Origin of the sequence: uncultured Eubacterium sp. (assembly GCF_934295145.1) — a bacterium.
GTDB lineage: Bacteria > Bacillota > Clostridia > Lachnospirales > Lachnospiraceae > Eubacterium_I.
On sequence record NZ_CAKRAS010000006.1, the window covers coordinates 1 to 20054 of the forward strand.

The window sequence follows — 20054 nt, forward strand, 5'->3', positions numbered from 1 at the left end:
AGTGCCACAATTAATATTTCCTCTTTCCTATTACCCATGCACATTTCCTCCAAAATAAATAAACGACCGTTTACATCCTAATAACAGTAAACGGTCGTTTATTTGTCAAGACTTTTCTTTTTGTTTATATTATCTCTTTTTATCCAATGGTTATCGTGCCCTCTACAACCTCTTCTTTTCCTTTCAGTTCCTCAAGTGTCCTTTCCTCAAGATTAAGTATCTCCAGGGTACGCCTTTTTTAATAGAATTGCTTCATCCTAGATACTAATACTGTAAAACACCTGTTTGTTATCTGTCCGTTCAACTGGCACTGGATAAATATACTGCAAATGGGATTTAAATATCGTATCCTCCAACAGAAAACCTTACGCCAGTCTCCTTCAAAACATTTTTTATCTGTTGCAAATCTTCTGATTCCTGTGGTTTTAAATTCTCTGTCAAATATTCTTTTCCAATGGTTTCATATTTAGATGCGCCAAAATTGTGGTATGGAAGCACATTTAATAGCGGTTTCCCATGTAATTTTTTTACGAACTTTGCTGTATCACGTACATTTGTATCATCGTCATTTAATGTTGGAATCAACGGCAAGCGTATGATCAGCTCTTTTCCATGTTCTTCACACCACGCAGCTGCCCGTACTATATTTTCAAGAATTATTTCATTGCTTACTCCTGTAAGCGCTTTATGTTTTTCTTGGTTCATGCATTTGCAATCAATAAAAGCAAGCTCTGTGTAACTAAGAATCCGTTTTAAATCTTCCCATTTTCCATAGCCACTTGTCTCAATTACAGTGTGGATACCATGATAAACACATTTTTTCAATATCTCGCTGACAAAGTCCGCCTGACCTAATATTTCACCTCCAGATAACGTGACACCACCGCCACCACGGCGATAAAACATTCTATCCTCCAGAACAGCTTTTACAACTTCATCGACTGTTTTTTCTACACCAACCTGAGTGCGTGCCTGAAAAGTACATATATGTACACATTTCAGGCACTGTCTGCATTTTTCAAAATTCTGAATAACAACATGTTTTTCATCATTCCATGCAATCGCATTTTCAGGGCATACCTGAATACATTTTCCACATCCCGCACATTTCTGCGCTTTATAAGATAGCTGTATTCTCTTTTCCAGTCCATATGCATTACTGCACCATTTACAGCGCAAGGGGCATCCTTTCACAAATACATTGGTACGGATTCCCGGTCCATCCTCCAGCATATAATGACTGATATCGAAAATGGTACCTGTCATACATGGTGCTCCGTACGATTAATGATATCATCCTGAACTTCTTTTCCCAGATCTGTAAAATATACGCTGTATCCGGCCACACGAACCATTAATGTCGGGTATTTTTCCGGATGTTTTTGTGCATCCAGAAGTACCTTCTTATCCTGACAGTTAAACTGCATATGATGAATATGTTCATCACACAACGCTGTCCGGATCAATGCTGCCATCTTGTTGATTCCCTGATGTTTATAATGTTCTTCTTCCGGATCAGGAAGTAATGCATCTATACCAACTTTTTTTACATCATAGCATTTCATGAATAATCTCCCTTTCTTATTCTGCAATTAAATCAGTTTTGCTAATCCACATATTCAAAATTGTTCCATTCGTGCATGCACTGTGATTAATTTTACCATATGACTGTATCGCTGCCAGCGGACCATTCACATCCATATGCTGTTCTGCTGAGAGTGTATCTGCTAATGGAGTTAAAGCTTTTCGTCCTGACGGAAGTGCCCAACACATCTCTCCCATTGCTACATTTGTCTGCGTTGGCTGAACTCCTGCAGAAGAATAGTTTCCGGCTCTTCCACATTTTAATGTTGCACAGTATTCTGCACAATCCTGCAAAGCTTTTGATGTAAGCATATCAACCTCATCGATATTATTTCCATATTTTGGTGCATTGAGGCACATCTGACGAATTTCCTCATATCCTTCAAAATCTGCTTCAACAGCTTTCAACAGCTCATCCATGGAAATCACTTTATCATCATAAACAAGCTTTTTCACTACTTCCAGAGAATCTCCCATATCAGCAACACCGGTAAGCATGTAATGTGGACCTGAATTCAGCATAGCTCCACCAGCAACAACATCGATACCTTTTTCAATTGCATTCGTTGCCATCATAGTAAAAAGAGGCATCTGATGTTCTTCTGCCAACAACCGCTCTGCTACAAGCATATGTTCCTGACACAGATTGATCTGATACTTGTACTGACGCATGAATGCTTCATAAAATTCATCGAATGTTTTAAATGTACGCGGATCCCCGCTCTCACAACCAATTCTTGTACCGGCTCCATATCCCGGACAACCTTCCGGCAAAATACCATTTGTCAGCGTCAGACTGACTGTATTTCCAAGATTTGTAATATTTGCATTTGTATGTCCATAACAGTAGCCTTCAATTTTCGGTTCCACGCAGCCTACCGTTGTTGCACGCTCACGAATCAATTTTAACGGTAGATTGTTTGCCCCATTCAGACCGGCACCATTATACTGAATCATGTTATAAACACTGTCGATGTCAAAGAATGACGGATGCCCCAGTCCTTCTGCTGCAAGTTTTACCGCTTCCATCAGGAAAGATTCCGGTGTCTTACTTCCAATATGTACATGTACTGCCGGTGCTGTTGTACGTGTGTCACGTGCACTTCTCAGGCAAATATAGGACAATAAATTCACGGCATCATTTCCATTTGCATCATAACCGCCAACACTATAACCGCCAGTCCAACGATAATAACCTCCAAAACAATGTGCCAGTCCTTCTGGAAGCAACCACGGAATGTTACAGCATTTAATATTATATTCTTCCATCCATTCCAAAGCACTCTCTACTGTTTCTACACCACTCTGAAGATCATTCTCCAGATACGGCCATAACAGCTGATCCAAACGTCCCACATTGATACACGGCCCAGATGCTTCCACATTCAGCATCATTGTATTAAGCCATACGGCATGTAATGCTTCTGCAAAATTTTCCGGAACATCCCAACAGATTTTCTCTGCTCGTTTTCCGGCAACTCTTAATTCCTCTGCTCGTTCAGGATCTGTTTCCTGCTCTGCCTGTGCGTCTGCCGCCTGATGCAGTCGAATACCATAATCGCGGATTCCCTTGCAGACTTCCATCATTCCAATATAAAAATCCTGCTTTCTGATATTATCCGGATCAACCAAATCAAGCTCTGATAATAATTTTTTACATTTTTCATAATATCCGCGGTATCCGATTTTAAAAAGTTCATGACAATCCGGTACAAAATGGGAACCCGGATTTGATATATAGTTACTGCAATCTACATAACCGGAAGATAACAAAACATCCGGTTCTCTTGTCTGTGCCCGAAATTTTGAAGTTAATGTCTTATCCTTCCAATATGGAATATGCTCATTTTTCAGTTCTTCCTTGTCTTTCGCATCAATTTTCCAGGGATCAAATAATCTGGTTTCAAATGTATCAAAATCTGACTCCAGCCAATGTGCATGTGACTCAATACTGAAATTATTGCATCGTATTTTTTCTCCCTGCCATCCAAGCAGACGCTCTCCCGGTTCAATATGGATCGGTAAGGTGCGATATACCTCCGCCATAGCAAAATATCTTTTACGAATCTGAGATTCACTCTCATGATTTTTAAAATAATTTGTAAACACACGCGTTCTCTGCATTTCCAAATTCGGTCTCGCCGCATGAAGAATTCCATTTAATTTGCGGATACGTTCGGTACAGCCTACTGCAGTAATCTGACCGGTACGCATTTCCATACCTCCCTTACTGCCTACTTCTATTATCTTTTCCATTGTTTTCCCTCTTTTCTTCTATCCGATATTCATCGGCGAAACTAATCACTGTACCACTCTGTCTTTATGATCAGTTTCGCCATTCATCCTCAGCTTCGCTTATTAACTATTCTTTTTAGCACCAGCATTTGCTACAATTGCATATAAAACCGCTGTAACGATCAATACTAAAAATGTACTCAGTTTAACAGCAGGAACTAATTTCAATGCAAAAGAGAGTGCCAGACCAATTATGATACAAATAACCGGACGCGCATTAACAACCGGAAGATCTTTTTCCTCTTTTATCTCAAGTTTTCCTTTATGAACAATATAGAAATCTGTAAGCATTACAGCTACTAACGGTGCCATGATTGTTCCAATTGCAGTTACAATTGTATTAATAAAATCAACACCTGGACCATACATGATTACAAATGAGATCACGCCTGCAACCAACGGAATAATAATTGCAAACCATTTTCTGGTAGTGTTAAATACTGCTGCAAACGAGTTGCTATACATATAATCGCATGCCGGTGTTGTATTTCCCTGTGCGATCATAACGAAAATACTTCCAATCAGGAAGATTGCTCCACCCAGAGATGCACAGATATCTGCAAGTGTATGTACACCTGTACCCATGAATCCAACCTGGCCTACCAAGAAGCAGAGTAATACAAAGGCAGATCCGCAAACTGCCGCAAAAATAACAGATTTTTTATTTTTGGCATCTGTAGTCAGATCAATCGCTCCTACATAACCTGCCATCCACATACCAACCATAGTCTGTGCAATCGTTCCTATTGTGTAAGTAGTCTCTGTTGGCTGATATGCCATAAGGCCTTCCAGTCCACCTGCATGTCTGACAGATACAATATAAATAATAACAAACAGAACAATGGCGATTGGAATACTGATATTAGAAATCAATTTAACACCATCCATTCCATAAACACCACCAATAATCGTAACAACAAGTAAAATTACCATTGCCAGTGCAAATCCAAAATTCTTATATCCTTCCGGAAAGATATTATATACTGCTTGAGCAGCATTAAATAAATCGAAGCAAGCCCAAAATGCCATACAAAATGCTACTGCAAATGAAAAAATCCGAAATCCCTGTCTTCCAAACATCTGCTTCCAGACAGCATCTTTCTTTAATCCGGTTTTATAGCCAATCATTGTTGATAATGCAATTAGCAATGCTCCAATCACGAATCCCAGAGCCATTCCTGCCAGTCCTGTAGTGAATTTTGCGCCCTGCCCTACCAGACCTCCTGTCGGTACGGCTGTAATACTGCAAAAGTAAGCCATAAATACGGCACCTAACGCCACTGGTCCTATTTTTTTTGTCTTTTCCATAGTTTTTCTCCCTTCTTTGGTGTTAATTTTTATACTTCTATCATCTGCAAATTCTATACCATTTTTTATCAAAGAGAATTTTCTGTATATTTTCACCAAAAAATCTACTATATTTTCGCTCTGCAATCTTTCTTTTGGTAATTATGCTTATTCCTACTACTTTTTCGATTCAGATATATCTATATGCAAGAAAAAAGAGTGAAAAAACGCACACTATATGTGAATTTTTTCACTCTCGGATATTTACTTAACTATTCTACTCTATCTCATATCTTTTACACTTTTTCAGAAAAGTGGTTCTTTCACACCCTAACGCCTCTGACGCCTTTTTCTTATTTCCTTCCTTAAGAATGGCCTTCTGAATCATTTGCTTTTCAAACTGTTCTACAGCCTCTTTTAACGTATATTTTTCTTCTTGACTTGTTGATACACATATTCCCGTTACTCCAAACACTTTTTGGATCTCCGAACATGTAATTCGTCCATCTTTCCCAAGAATCACCAAACGTTCCATCATATTTCTCAATTCACGAATATTTCCAGGCCAATCATAATGGCGTAGTAACTGCATTGCATCAGCTTCTATCAAAGTAATTTTTTTATATTTCTCATCAAACTCCTCTAAAAATCTTCCAACCAAAAAGGGAATATCCTCTGCTCTGTCTCTTAGTGGCGGCAACTCCAACGGCAAAATATTTAATCTGTAATATAAATCCTCTCTGAAATTTCCATTTCGTATTTCCTGAAGCAAATTACGGTTCGTTGCTGCAATAACACGCACATTTAACTTTATTGCCTGTTGACCGCCAACTCGATTTACTTCATTCTCCTGTAAAACTCTAAGCAGTTTTGCCTGCACCTGAAAAGGAAGTTCTCCGATTTCATCCAGTAAAATAGTTCCCCCTTCTGCCTGCTCGAATGCTCCTTTTTTTCCTCCGCGCTTTGCTCCTGTAAATGCACCTTCCTCATATCCGAACAATTCTGATTCCAACAGATCCTGTGGTATCGCTGCACAATTGACCTTTATGTAAGGTTTATCTGCGCGACAACTATATTTCACAATTACTTTGGAAAGAAGCTCCTTTCCGGTTCCGGTTTCTCCGGTGATCAAAACACTCACATCTGTCTGCGCTACCGTTTTCGCCAACGAAATCAAATCCCTCATCACATCACTGGTATATAAAATTTCATCATCATCAATAGTATGTGCAGGTGGTATTCCAAATTCATCTGTATTTACACGAATCTCTCCCTTTTGTAACTGCCTCAGACGATTTTCCATCTCCATAATTGATGTAACATCCCAGTCTGTCGTCATTGCATATCGTAATTTTCCGTTTTCATCCTTTACCGGAATCCCCGCTATAAATCCACGATAATCGGTAGATACCACATACCCAATGGCATTAATCGGTTTTTTCTCTTTCAGCATTCTTGGAATGACATCACACTGAATGATGTTTTCTTTTTGCAATTCAAAAATCGTTTTTCCAAGAATATACTCTTTCCTTAACCCAGTACGTTCTTCATAAGCGGGATTGACATAGCAAACACATCCTTTATCATCCGTGACAAACAGCGTCGTATTCAGATGATCACAAATCATTTGAAAATCTATCTGTTCCTTTTTATATTTCGCAATCATCTCAAGCATTTGTTCTGTAAATTCCAATATGTCTTCTTTTACATTATCCGAATCAGTTAACATTGTCTGTAACTGCTCTAATTTTCTTTCCAAATCATCTATACATAAAACATCTTCCATACAAATTTTTCCTTTCTGTACTTCATACATACTCCGCTGTAAGCTGTTTCTATTATACTAATTTCAAGAACATTCCGCAATAAATACCCCATCTTCTTCAGGTAACCCAACGGTATGTATTGCTTTTTTCTATTTCAAATTGTATACTCATGGTATACCAATTTAACAAGGAGATAATGTTATGAAACAGACACAGACAACTTTAGACAAGCATGGCATGCTCTATGATCTGGAAGATAAAGTCCCCGCCGGACAATCTGTCATCTATGGCGTACAGTATCTGGTTTACTTTCTTGCCGGAAGTGCCATTATGCCAGTTATCATAGGTGCATATCTTGGACTGGACCAGGCAGAAATCGCGCAAATGCTGCAGAGAACCTTTTTACTCAGTGGCGGTATTTCCATTTTGCAGGCAGTCCTCGGACACCGTTATCCGATTATTGACGGACCTGCCGGACTGTGGATGGGGCTTCTGATCATTCTTGCAGAGACCTGTACCTCTTTCGGTCAGGATCTTGCCATTTTACGAACTAATATGGAACTTGGTATGATCATTGCCGGTATCATGGTTATTATCGTTGCCCTGACCGGACTGGTAGATAAAATTCTTAAGGTATTTACCCCCATTGTAAACGGAACCTTTCTTATCCTCATGGTTATGCAGATGAGCTCTACAGTTATAAAAGGTGCAACTGGTATTTCTTCTGGATACAAATCCATCCAGCCCAAATTTCTTATCGTCTTTTTGGTTACAACTGCAGTGATCTTAGTGATTAACCTGAAAGCCAAAGGATTTTTGCAGTCCATTGCAACCCTGATCGGCGTTGTATGTGGATGGATCATGGCATATGCGCTTGGCATTTCACCGGATTTCATTTCTTCCGGAAATGGTTTCATTGCCGTTCCACAGCCATTTGCCTGGGGAACTCCTACCATTAATCCAAGTGTTATCATTACATGCCTGATTGGTGAATTTATGCTGTTTTCCAACTTTGCAACCAGCCTTAACGGAATGTCCGAATTACTTGGAACAGAAAACACACCAAAACAGGTAAAAAGAAGTACCGTTCTCTTTGGTTGTACCGCCATACTCTGTGGTATATTCCCGGTTACCGGATTTGTGCCATTTGCTTCTGCACCAAGTACAACAAAACTGACACGTGTTGCTGCCAGAGGACCTTTTATCATCGGTGGACTCTTTATGATGCTTCTTGGTGTAATTGCTCCGATCTGTACATTCTTTGCAGCAATTCCGCCGGCGGTTGGATATTCTGCCATGATGATCGTCTTTGCAATGATGCTTCAACAGGGCATTCAGGAGTTTAAAAAAGTAGAACTGACCAATCGTGAAGGCTTCATTATCGGAATTTCCTTTATGATCGGTGCAGGTATCATGTTCCTGAATGCAGATGCTTTTATGACATTACCGCAGATGCTGCGCTATATTGTTTCCAACGGACTGATCATGGGATTAATCGTAGCACTCTTAATGGAACACATACTGCTACGCAAAAAATCCAAACAAGATTAGTGAATTTGTGAAGCGGCAACAATTTACTTTACATAGTGAATCAAAAAACCACTTTTAGACATCACGTAGGCTAAGACGCCTCGCTTAGATGTTAAAAGTGGTTTTTCTCTTTTTGACTTTATTGAGTTGCCGCAGATACATTATCTGTTGTTAATACAAAATACAAATCTTTATTTCTACTTTTTCCTTAAGCTTTCCATTCTGCCAAATTGCACATTTTTTAACGTTTCGTTTTATTGTGCGCGAGACGGCGCTATTGGTCTGGGAGACCAATGGTTAGCGCCGACCGAAGAGGACTTTAGGTCCTCTGAGACCTCGAACAGGATTCTCCGAATCCTGTTTGAGCCCGTCAGGGCTCATTTCATGCAAAAAGGGATATCCTCTCGGATATCCCTTTGCATGAAAAAAGCGCGAGACGGGACTCGAACCCGCGGCCTCGACCTTGGCAAGGTCGCGCTCCACCAACTGAGCCACTCGCGCATTTCTTATTTTGTTGTGCTCTTGCTGAACACAAGACATAATATACAGGATAAACTTGTTTCTGTCAACGCTTTTTCCACGAAAAATTAAAGTTCGAATTTATATATATTTTTCTGAAAATTCACACATTTTCAAAACGTGCATCTCTGCTTGCATTACCGACATCCAATGCTTCCTTTCTTCGCAGACAAAAAGAAATCCTGAATATAGATTTCGTGCTATCCAGGATTTCTCTAAATATAATATTTACTCTACGGTTACAGATTTTGCAAGGTTTCTCGGCTTATCTACATCCAGACCTTTTGCTACACTGACATAGTATCCCAGTAACTGTAATGGAATGATAGCCAGACTTGTTGCAAAGTGTGGATCTGTCTTTGGCACGTAAACAGAGAAATCTGCGGTATCTTCAATACCATAATTGCCATATGTGGTCAGTCCCATCAGATATGCACCACGGCTCTTTACCTCAACCATATTGCTGATGGTTTTCTCATAAAGACCACTCTGTGTCAGCACTCCGACAACCAATGTATTATCCTCAATCAGACTGATAGTTCCATGTTTTAACTCACCTGCGGCATAAGCCTCTGAATGAATATAACTGATTTCTTTCATTTTCAGACTGCCTTCCAGACTAATGGCATAATCCAGACCGCGTCCAAGGAAAAACATGTCTTTTGCATTTGCATATTTGCTTGCAAACCACTGGATACGCTCTTTGTCATCCAGAATCTTCTGAATCTTAGCCGGCAGTGCATTTAATTCTGTGATCATGTCTGCACATGCTTCCTCACTGAGCAGACCTTTCACCTGTGCCAGACGCATTGCAAACAGATACATTGCGATCAGCTGTGTGCTGTACGCTTTTGTTGTTGCCACGGAAATCTCCGGACCCGCATAAGTATATAAAGTGTAATCACTCTCACGGGCAATACTGGAGCCTACTACGTTTACAATGCCCAGCACGGACACACCTTTTTCTTTTGCCAGACGCAGCGCTGCAAGACTGTCTGCTGTCTCTCCGGACTGGGAAATGATCACTACCAGTGAATTTTTCATCAGGATTGGATTACGGTAACGGAACTCAGAAGCAATATCAATCTCAACCGGAACCTGAGTCATATCTTCCAGTACATATTTTGCAGCCATCGCCACATGATAAGCAGAACCACAACCTACGATATAAACACGCTCAATACCGGCCAAATCCTCATCTGTCAGGCCAATCTCGGAAAAATCAACGACATTGTCTTTTACATAAGCTCCAACTGTATCCTGAACAGCCTTTGGCTGCTCATGGATCTCTTTCAGCATGAAATGCTCATAGCCGCCTTTTTCTGCTGCCTCAGCATCCCATTTGATCTCAACCATTTCTTTTTCGATTTCTTCTTCATCTGTATTGTAGAAATGGATCTCATCTTTTGTCAGCTCAGCAATTTCCATATTTCCAATGTAATATACATTACGTGTCTGATCCAGGATGGCCGGTACGTCAGATGCGATCAGAGAACCTGTTTCATTTTTTCCAATGATCAGCGGGCTGTCTTTTCTTGCTGCAAAAACTTTGCCCGGGTAATCTTTAAAAAGCACTCCAAATGCATAAGAACCTCTGATGTGAAGCATTGCTGTCGCTATTGCTGTGAGCGGAGATGCTGTCTTTTTGTAGTAATGATCAATTAATTTTACTGCTACTTCTGTATCTGTCTCAGAATAAAAAGTATAACCGCGTTTTACTAATTTTTCTTTCAGTTCCTGGAAGTTCTCGATAATACCGTTGTGTACGAGAACGACATTTTTATCATCAGAACAATGCGGATGCGCATTGTTTTCAGATGGCTCTCCGTGAGTAGCCCAACGGGTATGACCAATACCACAGGTTCCTTTTACGGAATGTCCCTCGTCCGTCTTCTCAATCAGGGTACGAAGACGGCCTTTCGCCTTTACGATCTCGATATTTCCAGTCTCTTCATCACGGACAGAAATACCGGCTGAATCATAGCCTCGATACTCCAGTTTTGCAAGACCTGCAAGTAAAATCGGGGCTGCCTGCTGTTCTCCAATATAGCCTACAATTCCACACATATATTGATAATCTCCTATCTATCTTACTTTTTAGTTTCTAAACGTTACATTTCATCATATCATATTACTGCTGCTGTTGCAAGATTTCCAGTGCCTTTTGAATCTGGTTGTCGTAATCCACACTGTATGTGGCATCTTCCGAACCCGTAAATTCATAATCCAGCTCTACATCCGGCGTAATGCCAATTCCCTGTATACAGGTACCATTTGGCGTGAAATACCGACTTGTAGTCAGTTTAAAAGCACTTCCGTCTTTCAGGGACAAAATCGACTGTACCACACCTTTTCCATAAGTGGTCGTTCCTACGATCGTACCTGCTTTCCGATCCTGAATGGCTCCGGCAAAAATTTCCGATGCACTTGCACTGTATCCGTTTACCAGAACTGCCAGCGGAAGATCCAGTGATTTGTCATCCGTAGAATTATAATCCTCCCGGTTTCCACTCCGATCCTCTGTATACACCAACAGGCCTTTCGGTAAAATATCATCCAGCATATCACACACAGAAGTCAGCATACCACCCGGATTGGAACGCAGATCCACGATCAGTGATGTCATTTCCTGATTTTGCAAGGTCTGCAGTGCTTCCTCGAACTGCTCCGTTGTATGCTCGGTAAACTCTGTCACCTGTATGTATCCGGTATTATTTTTCAGCATCTGGCTGGTAACCGTTGGAAGCACCAGATTTTTTCTCGTAATATCAAATTCCAGATTTTCAGATTCACCGGAACGTGTGATCACCAGATGTACCTTTGTATCTTCTTCTCCGCGAATATGATTGACAAATTCAGTCAGATCCATGGACGCTGCTTCATAATCATCTGCTGACACGATCACATCGCCTTCTTTCAATCCGCCTTCCTGAGCAGGAGAACCATCGTATACATGCATGACTGTAACCGTTTTAGTCTCCGCATCCTGCTGCAGACTTGCTCCGATTCCGCAATATGTTCCAGATATATTGGATTCAAAAAGCTGTTTTGCCTCATCTGCCGTATAATACTGGGAATACACATCCAGATTATCAAATAAACCTGCATACAAGCCTTCCTGTAATGTGTCGGTATCCACATCCTCATAATAATTGGACTGAATATACTGAGCCAGAGACTGAATTTTTGTCCGCGTATTTTTATCCAGCAAATCGGAACTTGCAGATAATCCACGCACACCGGAAGTCATCACAAATAATCCTCCGCAGATGACTGCCATCACGATAGCTCCGGCGACAAAGCCTTTTCCGAATCCACTTCGTTTTCTCTTTTTTCTATTGCCACCCTTTTCCGGTTGATTCTCTGCTTCCGTAGCAGAAGTATGCTCCATGTCTGCTGCCAAAATTTCCTGTTCCTCGTGATTCATGTTCTAATACTCCTTCTTACAGATAATTACCCGGGTCTACATATTTTCCATTTAATTGTACCCCAAAATGTAAATGCGGACCGGTAGAAATGCCAGTGCTTCCTACTTTTGCAATAGTAGATCCCCGACTTACACTCTGTCCCTTCGAAACAAGAACCGAAGAACAGTGTTCATAAATCGTAAATAGTCCGCCACCATGACTCAAAATCACATAATTACCGAGTACGCTGCTGTATCCTGTGATCGTCACAATACCGTCTGCCGCTGCGACAACTGCAGCTCCTGATGAAGCTCCGATATCATAGCCCTGATGATAACTGGATGCTCCTGCTGTCGGTGAATTTCTTTTGCCAAATCCACTTGTGATCCTTGTGCTGGATGGGCATGGCCAGGTAAACACACCTCCGGTATAGGAATTATTTGTATTTACATTTGAAGAACCTGCCCCGGAATTTGAAGCAGATCCGGAACTGCTGCCAGAATTAGTACTATTGCTGCTATTGTTTGCATCTTCCTGCTGTTTTTTCAGTTCTTCCTGACGTTTCTGTTCCTCCTGCTGCTTTCTTGCTTCTTCTGATTTTCTGGCTGCCTCTTCTGCGGCCAGCATATCTTGTATCAGCTGATTTTCTGCTGCAATTTTCTGTTCATATTCCTGTGCGCTCTCTTCTGCTTCTGAAAGTCCCTGACGGATTCCGGACAATTGCTGCTCCTTCTCCTGCATCAGCAGCTTTACTGCCTGCTGCTCTTCTTCCTGCTGAGACTGAAGTGCCTCTAGTTCTGCTTTATCCTGCTTAATTATCTCTTCTGCATTCTGAATTTCTGCTTGCAATTGCTGATATTCTGACAGTTTTTCTCTGTCATATGTCATTAAAGAGGACATATATTCTACCTTTTTCAGCAACTCTGCAAAACTTCCTGCTTCCAGAAGTGCTTCCAGATAGTTCATTCCGGAGTTTTGATACATATAACGTATGCGCCCTTTCATGCTTTCATACTGTTCTGCCTCATTTTCCTGCGCTGTCGCAAGCTGTTCTTCCGAATCTGCTAACTCTTTATTTTTTTCTTCTGTCTGTGCTTCCAGATCATCTATCTTTTCTGAGATGGCTGACAGCTTAGCATCCAGCTCACTGATCGCTGCCTGCACATCTCCCTGCTGTCCCTGTAACTGACTGATCAGTGCCTTGACATCCTTCAGGTCATTTTCCAGCTGGCTCTTTCTCTCGCGGACATCAGAAATACTCCCGGAAGCAGCAGAAGCGCCGGCACTTCCCGCTGCTGTTGCAAGAAGTGTCGCCGCCATGATCAATCCTGTGATTTGCCTGATTCTTCTCTTCATCATCAAATCTCCCTATCACTCTTTTTCTGCTGTATCTGATTACATAATTATTCTTCTGCTGTTCAACATTATACGTTGATATGCTTATGAACAGTTGCACGGCTTCCTATGTATCCAATACCAATACCAAGAATCAGTCCTACCGGAATAAGAATCCGGAATACAGACTGTGCCGGAAGGAATGTCAGTAAATTATTCAGGAAGCCAAATCTGTTTGCTACATAAGCAATGATTTTTCCATACATTGCATACAAAATGCATAACGGAATGATTGCTCCGATTGCACCAATCAGAATACCTTCGACAATAAATGGCGAACGAACAAAGAAATCCGTCGCCCCGATCATTTTCATGATACCGATTTCTTCTTTACGGACTGCAATACCTGTACGAACAGTATTGCTGATCAGGAATACTGCAACACAAATTAAAATAATAATAATAACTGCGGATACGATACTTACCAGTTTATTAAAATCAGTCAATGTATTTGCAACCATCTCAGACTGACGAACCTTGCTGATATGATCCTGTCCTTCCAGATAAGATACCAGACTGCTCTGCTGTGAAATATCTTCCATGTAAATCTCATAGTTTGCCTTGTCGGACAGCGGGTTATCGGAACCGAAACTTGCTGCTGCAGCCTCATCTCCATCAAAGTATTCCAGTTTATATTCTTCCCAGGCTTCATCCGCTGACACATAATTAAAACTTGATACTTCCGGCCGCATTGCAATCTTCTGTCCGATTTCATCAATCTGATCCTGCGTCGTTCCCTCATCAAAAAATACCGTGATCGCTACGCTGGACTCCACGTCTTTTACCACATGCTGAAAGTTTACTACGATGGAATAAAACATACCAAACATAAAAATACATGCTGCCATGGTTGCGATTGACGCGATTGAAAACATCTTATTGGTCCAGATATTTTTGATACCCTGCTTGATCGTATATCCTAATGTACTAATTTTCATCGTCTGCACCACCCATCTGTACATCACTTACCACATGCCCCTGCTGCAGTGTGATAACACGTTTCTTCATTGCTTCTACAATTTCCATATTATGGCTGACTACCAGAACCGTCGTGCCACGCTTGTTGATTTCATCCAGTAATTTCATAATCTCCCATGCATTATTTGCATCCAGGTTACCGGTCGGCTCATCCGCCAGTAAAATCTTTGGCTCATTGATCAGTGCTCTTGCAATTGCCACACGCTGCTGTTCACCACCGGACAGCTGATTTGGTTTGGATTTATATTTTGCAGCCAGCCCCACCAGAGAAAGTATCTTCGGTACTTTTTCCTTAATGGAACGGTTCGGCGCTGAAATAACTCTCTGTGCAAATGCAACATTTTCATATACATTTCTGTCTTTTAACAGACGGAAATCCTGGAATACACATCCGATATTTCTACGGAATTTCGGAACGTGGCGATGCGGGATCTGTGATAAAATTTTGTCATTGATCACGATGGTTCCGGAAGTCGGCTCCAGCTCTTTCAGTAATAGTTTGATTAATGTAGATTTACCGGATCCGCTGTCTCCAACCACAAACACAAATTCGCCTTCATCTATCTGAATATTGACATCAGCCAATGCAGGTACGCCTTCTACATAGGACTTACTTACGTCTTTTAATGTAATCATTTTATCCTCCTTTGTCTTACTATGTTTTTTTGCATAAAATGGGGGCACGAAGTCTGTTCTTTTGTGCCCCCAAACACTTAGCAATTAATAATCTAATGTTTCCATATATTTCATGTATTTTACAACCATCAATGCAATCTTGAATGTGATGGCATCTTCAAACACTCTCAGATCAAGACCGGTGCTCTTCTGAAGTTTATCCAGGCGGTACACCAGAGTGTTTCTGTGAATGTATAACTGACGTGATGTCTCGGATACATTCAGGCTGTTTTCAAAGAATTTATTGATGGTGGTCAGTGTCTCCTCATCAAAATCATCCGGGGATTTTCCACCGAAAATTTCTTTGATAAACATTTTGCACAGCGGTAACGGCAACTGATAAATCAGACGGCCGATGCCCAGTGCGGAGTACGCGATAATATTGCGCTCCTCAAAGAAGATTTTTCCGACATCCAGTGCCATGCGCGCTTCCTTATAAGATCTGGATACTTCTTTGATCTCATTGACCACGGTACCATATGCGATATGTACATCCGCTTCACCCTTAAACAGACCAAGAATCACTTCCGCTGTCTTATTCAAGTCATTCGCACTGTCGGAACCTTCCACTTCTTTGACCACGATAATATTTTTCTCATCTACCGCAGTGACAAAATCTTTATTTTTTCCTTCAAAGATACTGCGTACCTTCTCCAGCTCATTTCCTTCTTTATCGCGATTGGTCTCTACTATATATACCACTCTTCGCACATCAGTTTCAATATGAAGTTTCTTGGCACGATTGTAAATATCTACCAGAAGCAGATTATCCAGCAGCAGGTTCTTGATAAAGTTGTCTTTATCGAAACGCTCTTTGTATGCTACCAGCAGATTCTGGATTTGAAAACTTGCAATCTTTCCAATCATATACACATCATCACTGTCTCCGTTGGCCAACAGGATATATTCCAGCTGATGATCATCAAACACTTTGAAAAAATGACATCCAGATACAACCTGACTGTCTGCCGGTGAATCTACCAGTGCCATAGCTGAACTTATATATCGATCCGCATCTAAAAATGTAGTTGCAAGGATTTTTCCTTCTGTATCAATGATACACAAATCTATCCTTGTAATATTTTTTAATCCATCGATCGTATTTTGCAATATCTGATTTGAAATCATAATAAAAAGTCCCCCTGCATATTTTTATACAACATTCACAATAACCAATTCTCTTTTTTACATATATTTTTTATACGTATCTCTATTTTAAGACAAAAGCCCCAAAAAAGTAAAGAGGAAATGCAATTTTTTTTATGCATTTCCCCAATTTTTATACTTTGTTCACATTTTATCCGCAAAGGACTGAAAACCTTCCCCCCATACTTCCCTGGCATCACTGATGATCAGAAATGCTTTCGGATCTATTGCCATGGCTGTTTCCTTCAGATATACCATCTGTTTCTTCGAAACAACACAAAGCAGCATGCAGCGTTCCTTATGTGTATACATACCTTTTGCATTCAGTCCTGTAACCCCCCGGTCAAGACCTGACATCAGCGCCTGCGCAATCTCATCCGATTTATCTGACATGATATATACCGCACGGGACGTATTCAGACCTTCCACCGTGATATCCGATACCTTCATCATGACAAATATTGCAAATATCGCATACAGTGCAATTTTTAATCCAAACAGATACAAACCTGCGATTACGATCAGCGCATCGATCACCTGCATGATCTGGATAAGAGAATACTGTTTCAAACGGATATGAAGCAATGCTGCCAGCATATCTGTTCCTCCGGTAGTGCAATGTGCCCGCAACACCAGACCGACACCGAATCCCATCAGCCCGCCGCCAAACAGACAGCCGATCAGCAGATCCTGCTGAGACAGATCCCAGGCTGGAATAACTGCCAGCCAAAATGACAATAAAATCATTGCCACAAAGGATTTGCCTGCAAATTCCTTACCTTTTTTCACAAAAGCCCATATAAAAATCGGTACATTCAGCACAAAAGAGGTTACCCCCAGTGGGATTCCACCTTTTACCAGATGAGAGGTCATCTCTTTGATCAAAATTGCAAGACCTGAAAAACCGCCGGTTACCATGTCCAACGGTTCAAATACGCATTTCACCGCCAACGCAATGATCACTGTTCCAACAATCATAAAAAGGATGTCTTGCAGCCATCTATTCTGTATCTTCTTTTTCATAAGTCCCCCTTTATCATTGTACCCTTCTCCTTGTAAGCCAAAAACAATATCTATATTTCTTCCTTACTGGACTGAATCTGCTGCTTCATCTTACGATGTGCCAGCAGCTTCCGTATGGCTCCCACCGGTTTCGTTTTTCTTCCCGCGAAGGGATTCTCCGTACCCACGCCAAACCACAGCCGGATATTCAACATTTTCCGATGTTCTGCCAGAAACGTCTCCTGCACCGGTGTCGGCAGCATGACAAGCAGCATATGTGGAGCCACTGCATTGATCTCATTTACAATACGCTCCGTATCTCCCTCGCATTCTTCCCAGACAGCATCCCCACAAATGCCACTGTAATCACCGAAAGATTCTTCCATATACTGACATAACCGGTCCATCTGCTCCCGCTTTTCCGTCAGCAGATAAATACTGTGACGTTCTCTCGCCACTGTCCGTAATGCTTCATACGCAAACCGATGCTCCCGTGCCTCATCCAGCCATTGTCTGGATGTCACACCAAGTTCCAGCAGAATTTCCTTATCAGAAGGGATCACAAGATCCATCTCATCCAGGCACTGACGCACTACTCCGTCCTCGCCGGCTGTCACGATAGTCCTCATGGAAACAGATTCCACCACATGCAGTCCCTCTGATTTTACATAATCTTCTATTCTATGAAGTGCTTCCCGCAGACTGCAGATATCGATCCGCACCCCCGCCAGTTCTTTTCTACTACTCATTTTGTCCCATTTCTTTTATCTTATTTCAGGAATAATTCTCCATTGAACCTTTATACAATAATTGTACCCATACGTCAAGTAAAATTCAATTATAACCAATAAAATTACGGAACAACCTACATTTTTCGCATTTATGCACAAAGTTATGCACGTTATCAACATTTTTTGAATGGTAGTGATAAAACGGAAGGTTTGTTAAAGCGAGATCGGTGACTGGGGTCTATGACGCTAGTCACTCACTTCCCTCATTTCACTTCGGTTTCATCGCGCTCGTTCTCACCTCTGATAAAAACTGGTCGGTTCCCTCTCGCGCAAAACCTCGTAAAACTCAGTCGTTCCCTAAATCGCTTACATAGACCCCAGTCCTCGATCTCGCATTTACACATTCAAGTCGAACGCTCGTGAGACTTGGTGCGTGATTCTGGTCAGCGAAATCTGACATATTCTTCTCAAAACCACTGCAATCTACACTTCGTTTCGGTCGGCGCAAAACCATTGTCTCCCAGACAATGTGTGCCCTCGCGGAGCGTTTATTTTCCTCCTGTCACATTCAACCTTAGCCTATCGTAACACAACACTACGTAGCAGAAAGAATTCAGCCTGTTTTTTCTCAAGGAGCGATTGCTAGCGACTGAGACAAAACAGGCTGAATTCTTTTTCACAACTTATATTCTAATCCACAAAAGGGACTAATTCATTACGCGACGTACAGCAAGAATGCTTTTAAATGTAGCCGTAGACACTTTTATACCATCACGTGGATTACTTGCATGCACGATCTGTCCACCACCAATATAAATTCCAACATGACCACTGTAACATACAATATCACCCGGCTGTGCCTCTGAATAGCTTACCCCACGACCTACGCTGCGTAATGCTGCAGAGGAATGCGGCAGAGAAATTCCATAATGTGCATAAACCTGCATTACGAATCCGGAACAATCCACACCGTTTGTCAGGCTTGTACCGCCCCATACATACGGATTTCCAACGAACTGCAATGCATAGCTGATAACAGAGTTTCCAGATCCTGCTTCACTGGATTCTGTCTGTGGTTTTTCTGCATACTGATAAGTATCTTCTACCGTTGCATAATCAGCGGAAATATAGCCTTCTCCATCTGCAGTCTGTACTTTGATCCAACCTGGTGTCTGCTCATCTGTTACAGAAAGCTGATCTTCCTGTCCAACCAAAGTCACAACAGATGCGTCTGTGGATGCCTCGCTGCGGACTTTCAATGTCTCTGTGTTTACCTGTGCTTTTCTGCTTTTTACAGAATCAAGCAGCGCCTGATCGCCAACAGTCAGATACTCTGCTTTTACATATCCCGTAATAGAACCGGATGAAATCTGATACCAGCCATCCTGCTCTCCTGTAACTTCTGCAACTGTATCGTTTTTCATAATTCCAACAACGCTGCTATCTGTGGATGCTTCCTCACGAACATTCAGGTAATTGTCTACCTGTGCAACACCAAGGTTCTGAGCTGCCTGCGCTTCAGCTGCTTCAGTCTGTACATTTGACTGAGCAACCAGCAGGGATACGCCGGAAACAGGTGCTGCTGCACCCGACAGGTCAGCCGGTGCTGCCTGAGCGGTTCCTGCTCCAAGTGTCAGCATCAGGGTACTTAATAACAAACAGGCAGTTACTTTTTTATTTCTGGATTTCATAAATTATTTCCTCACAATCGTTTTTCTATATATTACTTTTCATTTCAT

15 protein-coding genes, 1 tRNA gene and 1 pseudogene are annotated in these 20054 nt (G+C 41.5%); 1 reads left to right on the forward strand and 16 read right to left on the reverse strand.

The genetic code is table 11. The features are described from left to right. Window positions 1-142: 142 nt before the first annotated feature. The 6 genes and pseudogenes from Q0I54_RS02025 to Q0I54_RS02050 form a co-directional block, all read right to left on the reverse strand. Window positions 143-238: pseudogene (locus Q0I54_RS02025) on the reverse strand (LysR family transcriptional regulator); the annotation flags it as partial. A gap of 98 nt (window positions 239-336) precedes the next feature. Continuing rightward, window positions 337-1266, reverse strand: a complete 930-nt coding sequence (locus tag Q0I54_RS02030) for a glycyl-radical enzyme activating protein (RefSeq protein WP_296116014.1) — start codon at window positions 1264-1266, stop codon at window positions 337-339. Next, a complete protein-coding gene (locus Q0I54_RS02035; RefSeq protein WP_296116016.1) occupies window positions 1263-1565 on the reverse strand; it encodes a glycine radical domain-containing protein in 303 nt (100 codons plus the stop codon). Before Q0I54_RS02035 ends, Q0I54_RS02030 begins: the two co-directional genes overlap by 4 nt. A gap of 16 nt (window positions 1566-1581) precedes the next feature. Then, window positions 1582-3840 carry a pyruvate formate lyase family protein gene (locus Q0I54_RS02040; RefSeq protein WP_296116018.1) on the reverse strand — a complete coding sequence of 753 codons (2259 nt, stop codon included), beginning with the start codon at window positions 3838-3840 and terminating at the stop codon, window positions 1582-1584. A gap of 102 nt (window positions 3841-3942) precedes the next feature. Then, complete coding sequence (locus tag Q0I54_RS02045; RefSeq protein ID WP_296116019.1) at window positions 3943-5187, reverse strand: cytosine permease; 1245 nt, start codon at window positions 5185-5187, stop codon at window positions 3943-3945. A 256-nt stretch (window positions 5188-5443) separates the two neighbouring features. Beyond that, window positions 5444-6952, reverse strand: coding sequence for a sigma-54-dependent Fis family transcriptional regulator (locus tag Q0I54_RS02050; RefSeq protein ID WP_296116020.1), 1509 nt, complete (start codon window positions 6950-6952; stop codon window positions 5444-5446). Window positions 6953-7133: 181 nt separating this feature from the next. Here Q0I54_RS02050 and Q0I54_RS02055 point away from each other — a divergent pair, with 181 nt between their 5' ends. Continuing rightward, the gene (locus tag Q0I54_RS02055) at window positions 7134-8483 is read left to right on the forward strand and encodes a uracil-xanthine permease family protein (RefSeq protein WP_296116022.1); all 1350 of its coding nucleotides are present in this window, start codon (window positions 7134-7136) and stop codon (window positions 8481-8483) included. Window positions 8484-8890: 407 nt separating this feature from the next. Here Q0I54_RS02055 and Q0I54_RS02060 read toward each other — a convergent pair. From Q0I54_RS02060 to Q0I54_RS02105, 10 genes are all read right to left on the reverse strand, one after another. Beyond that, a tRNA-Gly gene (locus tag Q0I54_RS02060) sits at window positions 8891-8963 on the reverse strand. Window positions 8964-9209: 246 nt separating this feature from the next. Next, the gene (gene glmS, locus Q0I54_RS02065) at window positions 9210-11048 is read right to left on the reverse strand and encodes a glutamine--fructose-6-phosphate transaminase (isomerizing) (protein WP_296116024.1); all 1839 of its coding nucleotides are present in this window, start codon (window positions 11046-11048) and stop codon (window positions 9210-9212) included. Between the two features lie 64 nt (window positions 11049-11112). Further along, the gene (locus Q0I54_RS02070) at window positions 11113-12408 is read right to left on the reverse strand and encodes a S41 family peptidase (protein WP_296116026.1); all 1296 of its coding nucleotides are present in this window, start codon (window positions 12406-12408) and stop codon (window positions 11113-11115) included. Window positions 12409-12424: 16 nt separating this feature from the next. Beyond that, window positions 12425-13747, reverse strand: coding sequence for a murein hydrolase activator EnvC (locus Q0I54_RS02075; protein ID WP_296116027.1), 1323 nt, complete (start codon window positions 13745-13747; stop codon window positions 12425-12427). Window positions 13748-13812: 65 nt separating this feature from the next. Further along, window positions 13813-14721 (reverse strand): permease-like cell division protein FtsX, encoded by a 909-nt coding sequence (gene ftsX / locus Q0I54_RS02080; RefSeq protein WP_296116029.1) that lies wholly within the window; start codon window positions 14719-14721, stop codon window positions 13813-13815. Continuing rightward, on the reverse strand, window positions 14711-15397 hold the full coding sequence (gene ftsE / locus Q0I54_RS02085) for a cell division ATP-binding protein FtsE (protein ID WP_296116031.1): 687 nt from the start codon (window positions 15395-15397) through the stop codon (window positions 14711-14713). The genes ftsX and ftsE overlap by 11 nt, the downstream gene beginning before the upstream one ends. A gap of 84 nt (window positions 15398-15481) precedes the next feature. Further along, window positions 15482-16564 carry a CdaR family transcriptional regulator gene (locus Q0I54_RS02090; RefSeq protein WP_296116032.1) on the reverse strand — a complete coding sequence of 361 codons (1083 nt, stop codon included), beginning with the start codon at window positions 16562-16564 and terminating at the stop codon, window positions 15482-15484. A 162-nt stretch (window positions 16565-16726) separates the two neighbouring features. Next, window positions 16727-17605 carry a YitT family protein gene (locus tag Q0I54_RS02095; RefSeq protein ID WP_296116033.1) on the reverse strand — a complete coding sequence of 293 codons (879 nt, stop codon included), beginning with the start codon at window positions 17603-17605 and terminating at the stop codon, window positions 16727-16729. 50 nt (window positions 17606-17655) lie between these two features. Beyond that, window positions 17656-18333: a WecB/TagA/CpsF family glycosyltransferase gene (locus tag Q0I54_RS02100; RefSeq protein WP_296116034.1), complete on the reverse strand. Its 678-nt coding sequence runs from the start codon at window positions 18331-18333 to the stop codon at window positions 17656-17658. Between the two features lie 689 nt (window positions 18334-19022). Beyond that, window positions 19023-20006, reverse strand: coding sequence for a C40 family peptidase (locus Q0I54_RS02105; RefSeq protein WP_296116036.1), 984 nt, complete (start codon window positions 20004-20006; stop codon window positions 19023-19025). Between the last annotated feature and the right edge of the window lie 48 nt (window positions 20007-20054).

Coding starts and splice junctions, on each gene's coding strand:
- Q0I54_RS02055 (WP_296116022.1), top strand. CDS start 7,134: ATGAAACAGACACAGACAACTTTAGACAAGCATGGCATGCTCTATGAT.
- Q0I54_RS02070 (WP_296116026.1), bottom strand. CDS start 12,408: ATGAATCACGAGGAACAGGAAATTTTGGCAGCAGACATGGAGCATACT.
- Q0I54_RS02040 (WP_296116018.1), bottom strand. CDS start 3,840: ATGGAAAAGATAATAGAAGTAGGCAGTAAGGGAGGTATGGAAATGCGT.
- Q0I54_RS02045 (WP_296116019.1), bottom strand. CDS start 5,187: ATGGAAAAGACAAAAAAAATAGGACCAGTGGCGTTAGGTGCCGTATTT.
- ftsE (WP_296116031.1), bottom strand. CDS start 15,397: ATGATTACATTAAAAGACGTAAGTAAGTCCTATGTAGAAGGCGTACCT.
- Q0I54_RS02035 (WP_296116016.1), bottom strand. CDS start 1,565: ATGAAATGCTATGATGTAAAAAAAGTTGGTATAGATGCATTACTTCCT.
- Q0I54_RS02050 (WP_296116020.1), bottom strand. CDS start 6,952: ATGGAAGATGTTTTATGTATAGATGATTTGGAAAGAAAATTAGAGCAG.
- Q0I54_RS02105 (WP_296116036.1), bottom strand. CDS start 20,006: ATGAAATCCAGAAATAAAAAAGTAACTGCCTGTTTGTTATTAAGTACC.
- ftsX (WP_296116029.1), bottom strand. CDS start 14,721: ATGAAAATTAGTACATTAGGATATACGATCAAGCAGGGTATCAAAAAT.
- Q0I54_RS02095 (WP_296116033.1), bottom strand. CDS start 17,605: ATGAAAAAGAAGATACAGAATAGATGGCTGCAAGACATCCTTTTTATG.
- glmS (WP_296116024.1), bottom strand. CDS start 11,048: ATGTGTGGAATTGTAGGCTATATTGGAGAACAGCAGGCAGCCCCGATT.
- Q0I54_RS02100 (WP_296116034.1), bottom strand. CDS start 18,333: ATGAGTAGTAGAAAAGAACTGGCGGGGGTGCGGATCGATATCTGCAGT.
- Q0I54_RS02090 (WP_296116032.1), bottom strand. CDS start 16,564: ATGATTTCAAATCAGATATTGCAAAATACGATCGATGGATTAAAAAAT.
- Q0I54_RS02030 (WP_296116014.1), bottom strand. CDS start 1,266: ATGACAGGTACCATTTTCGATATCAGTCATTATATGCTGGAGGATGGA.
- Q0I54_RS02075 (WP_296116027.1), bottom strand. CDS start 13,747: ATGATGAAGAGAAGAATCAGGCAAATCACAGGATTGATCATGGCGGCG.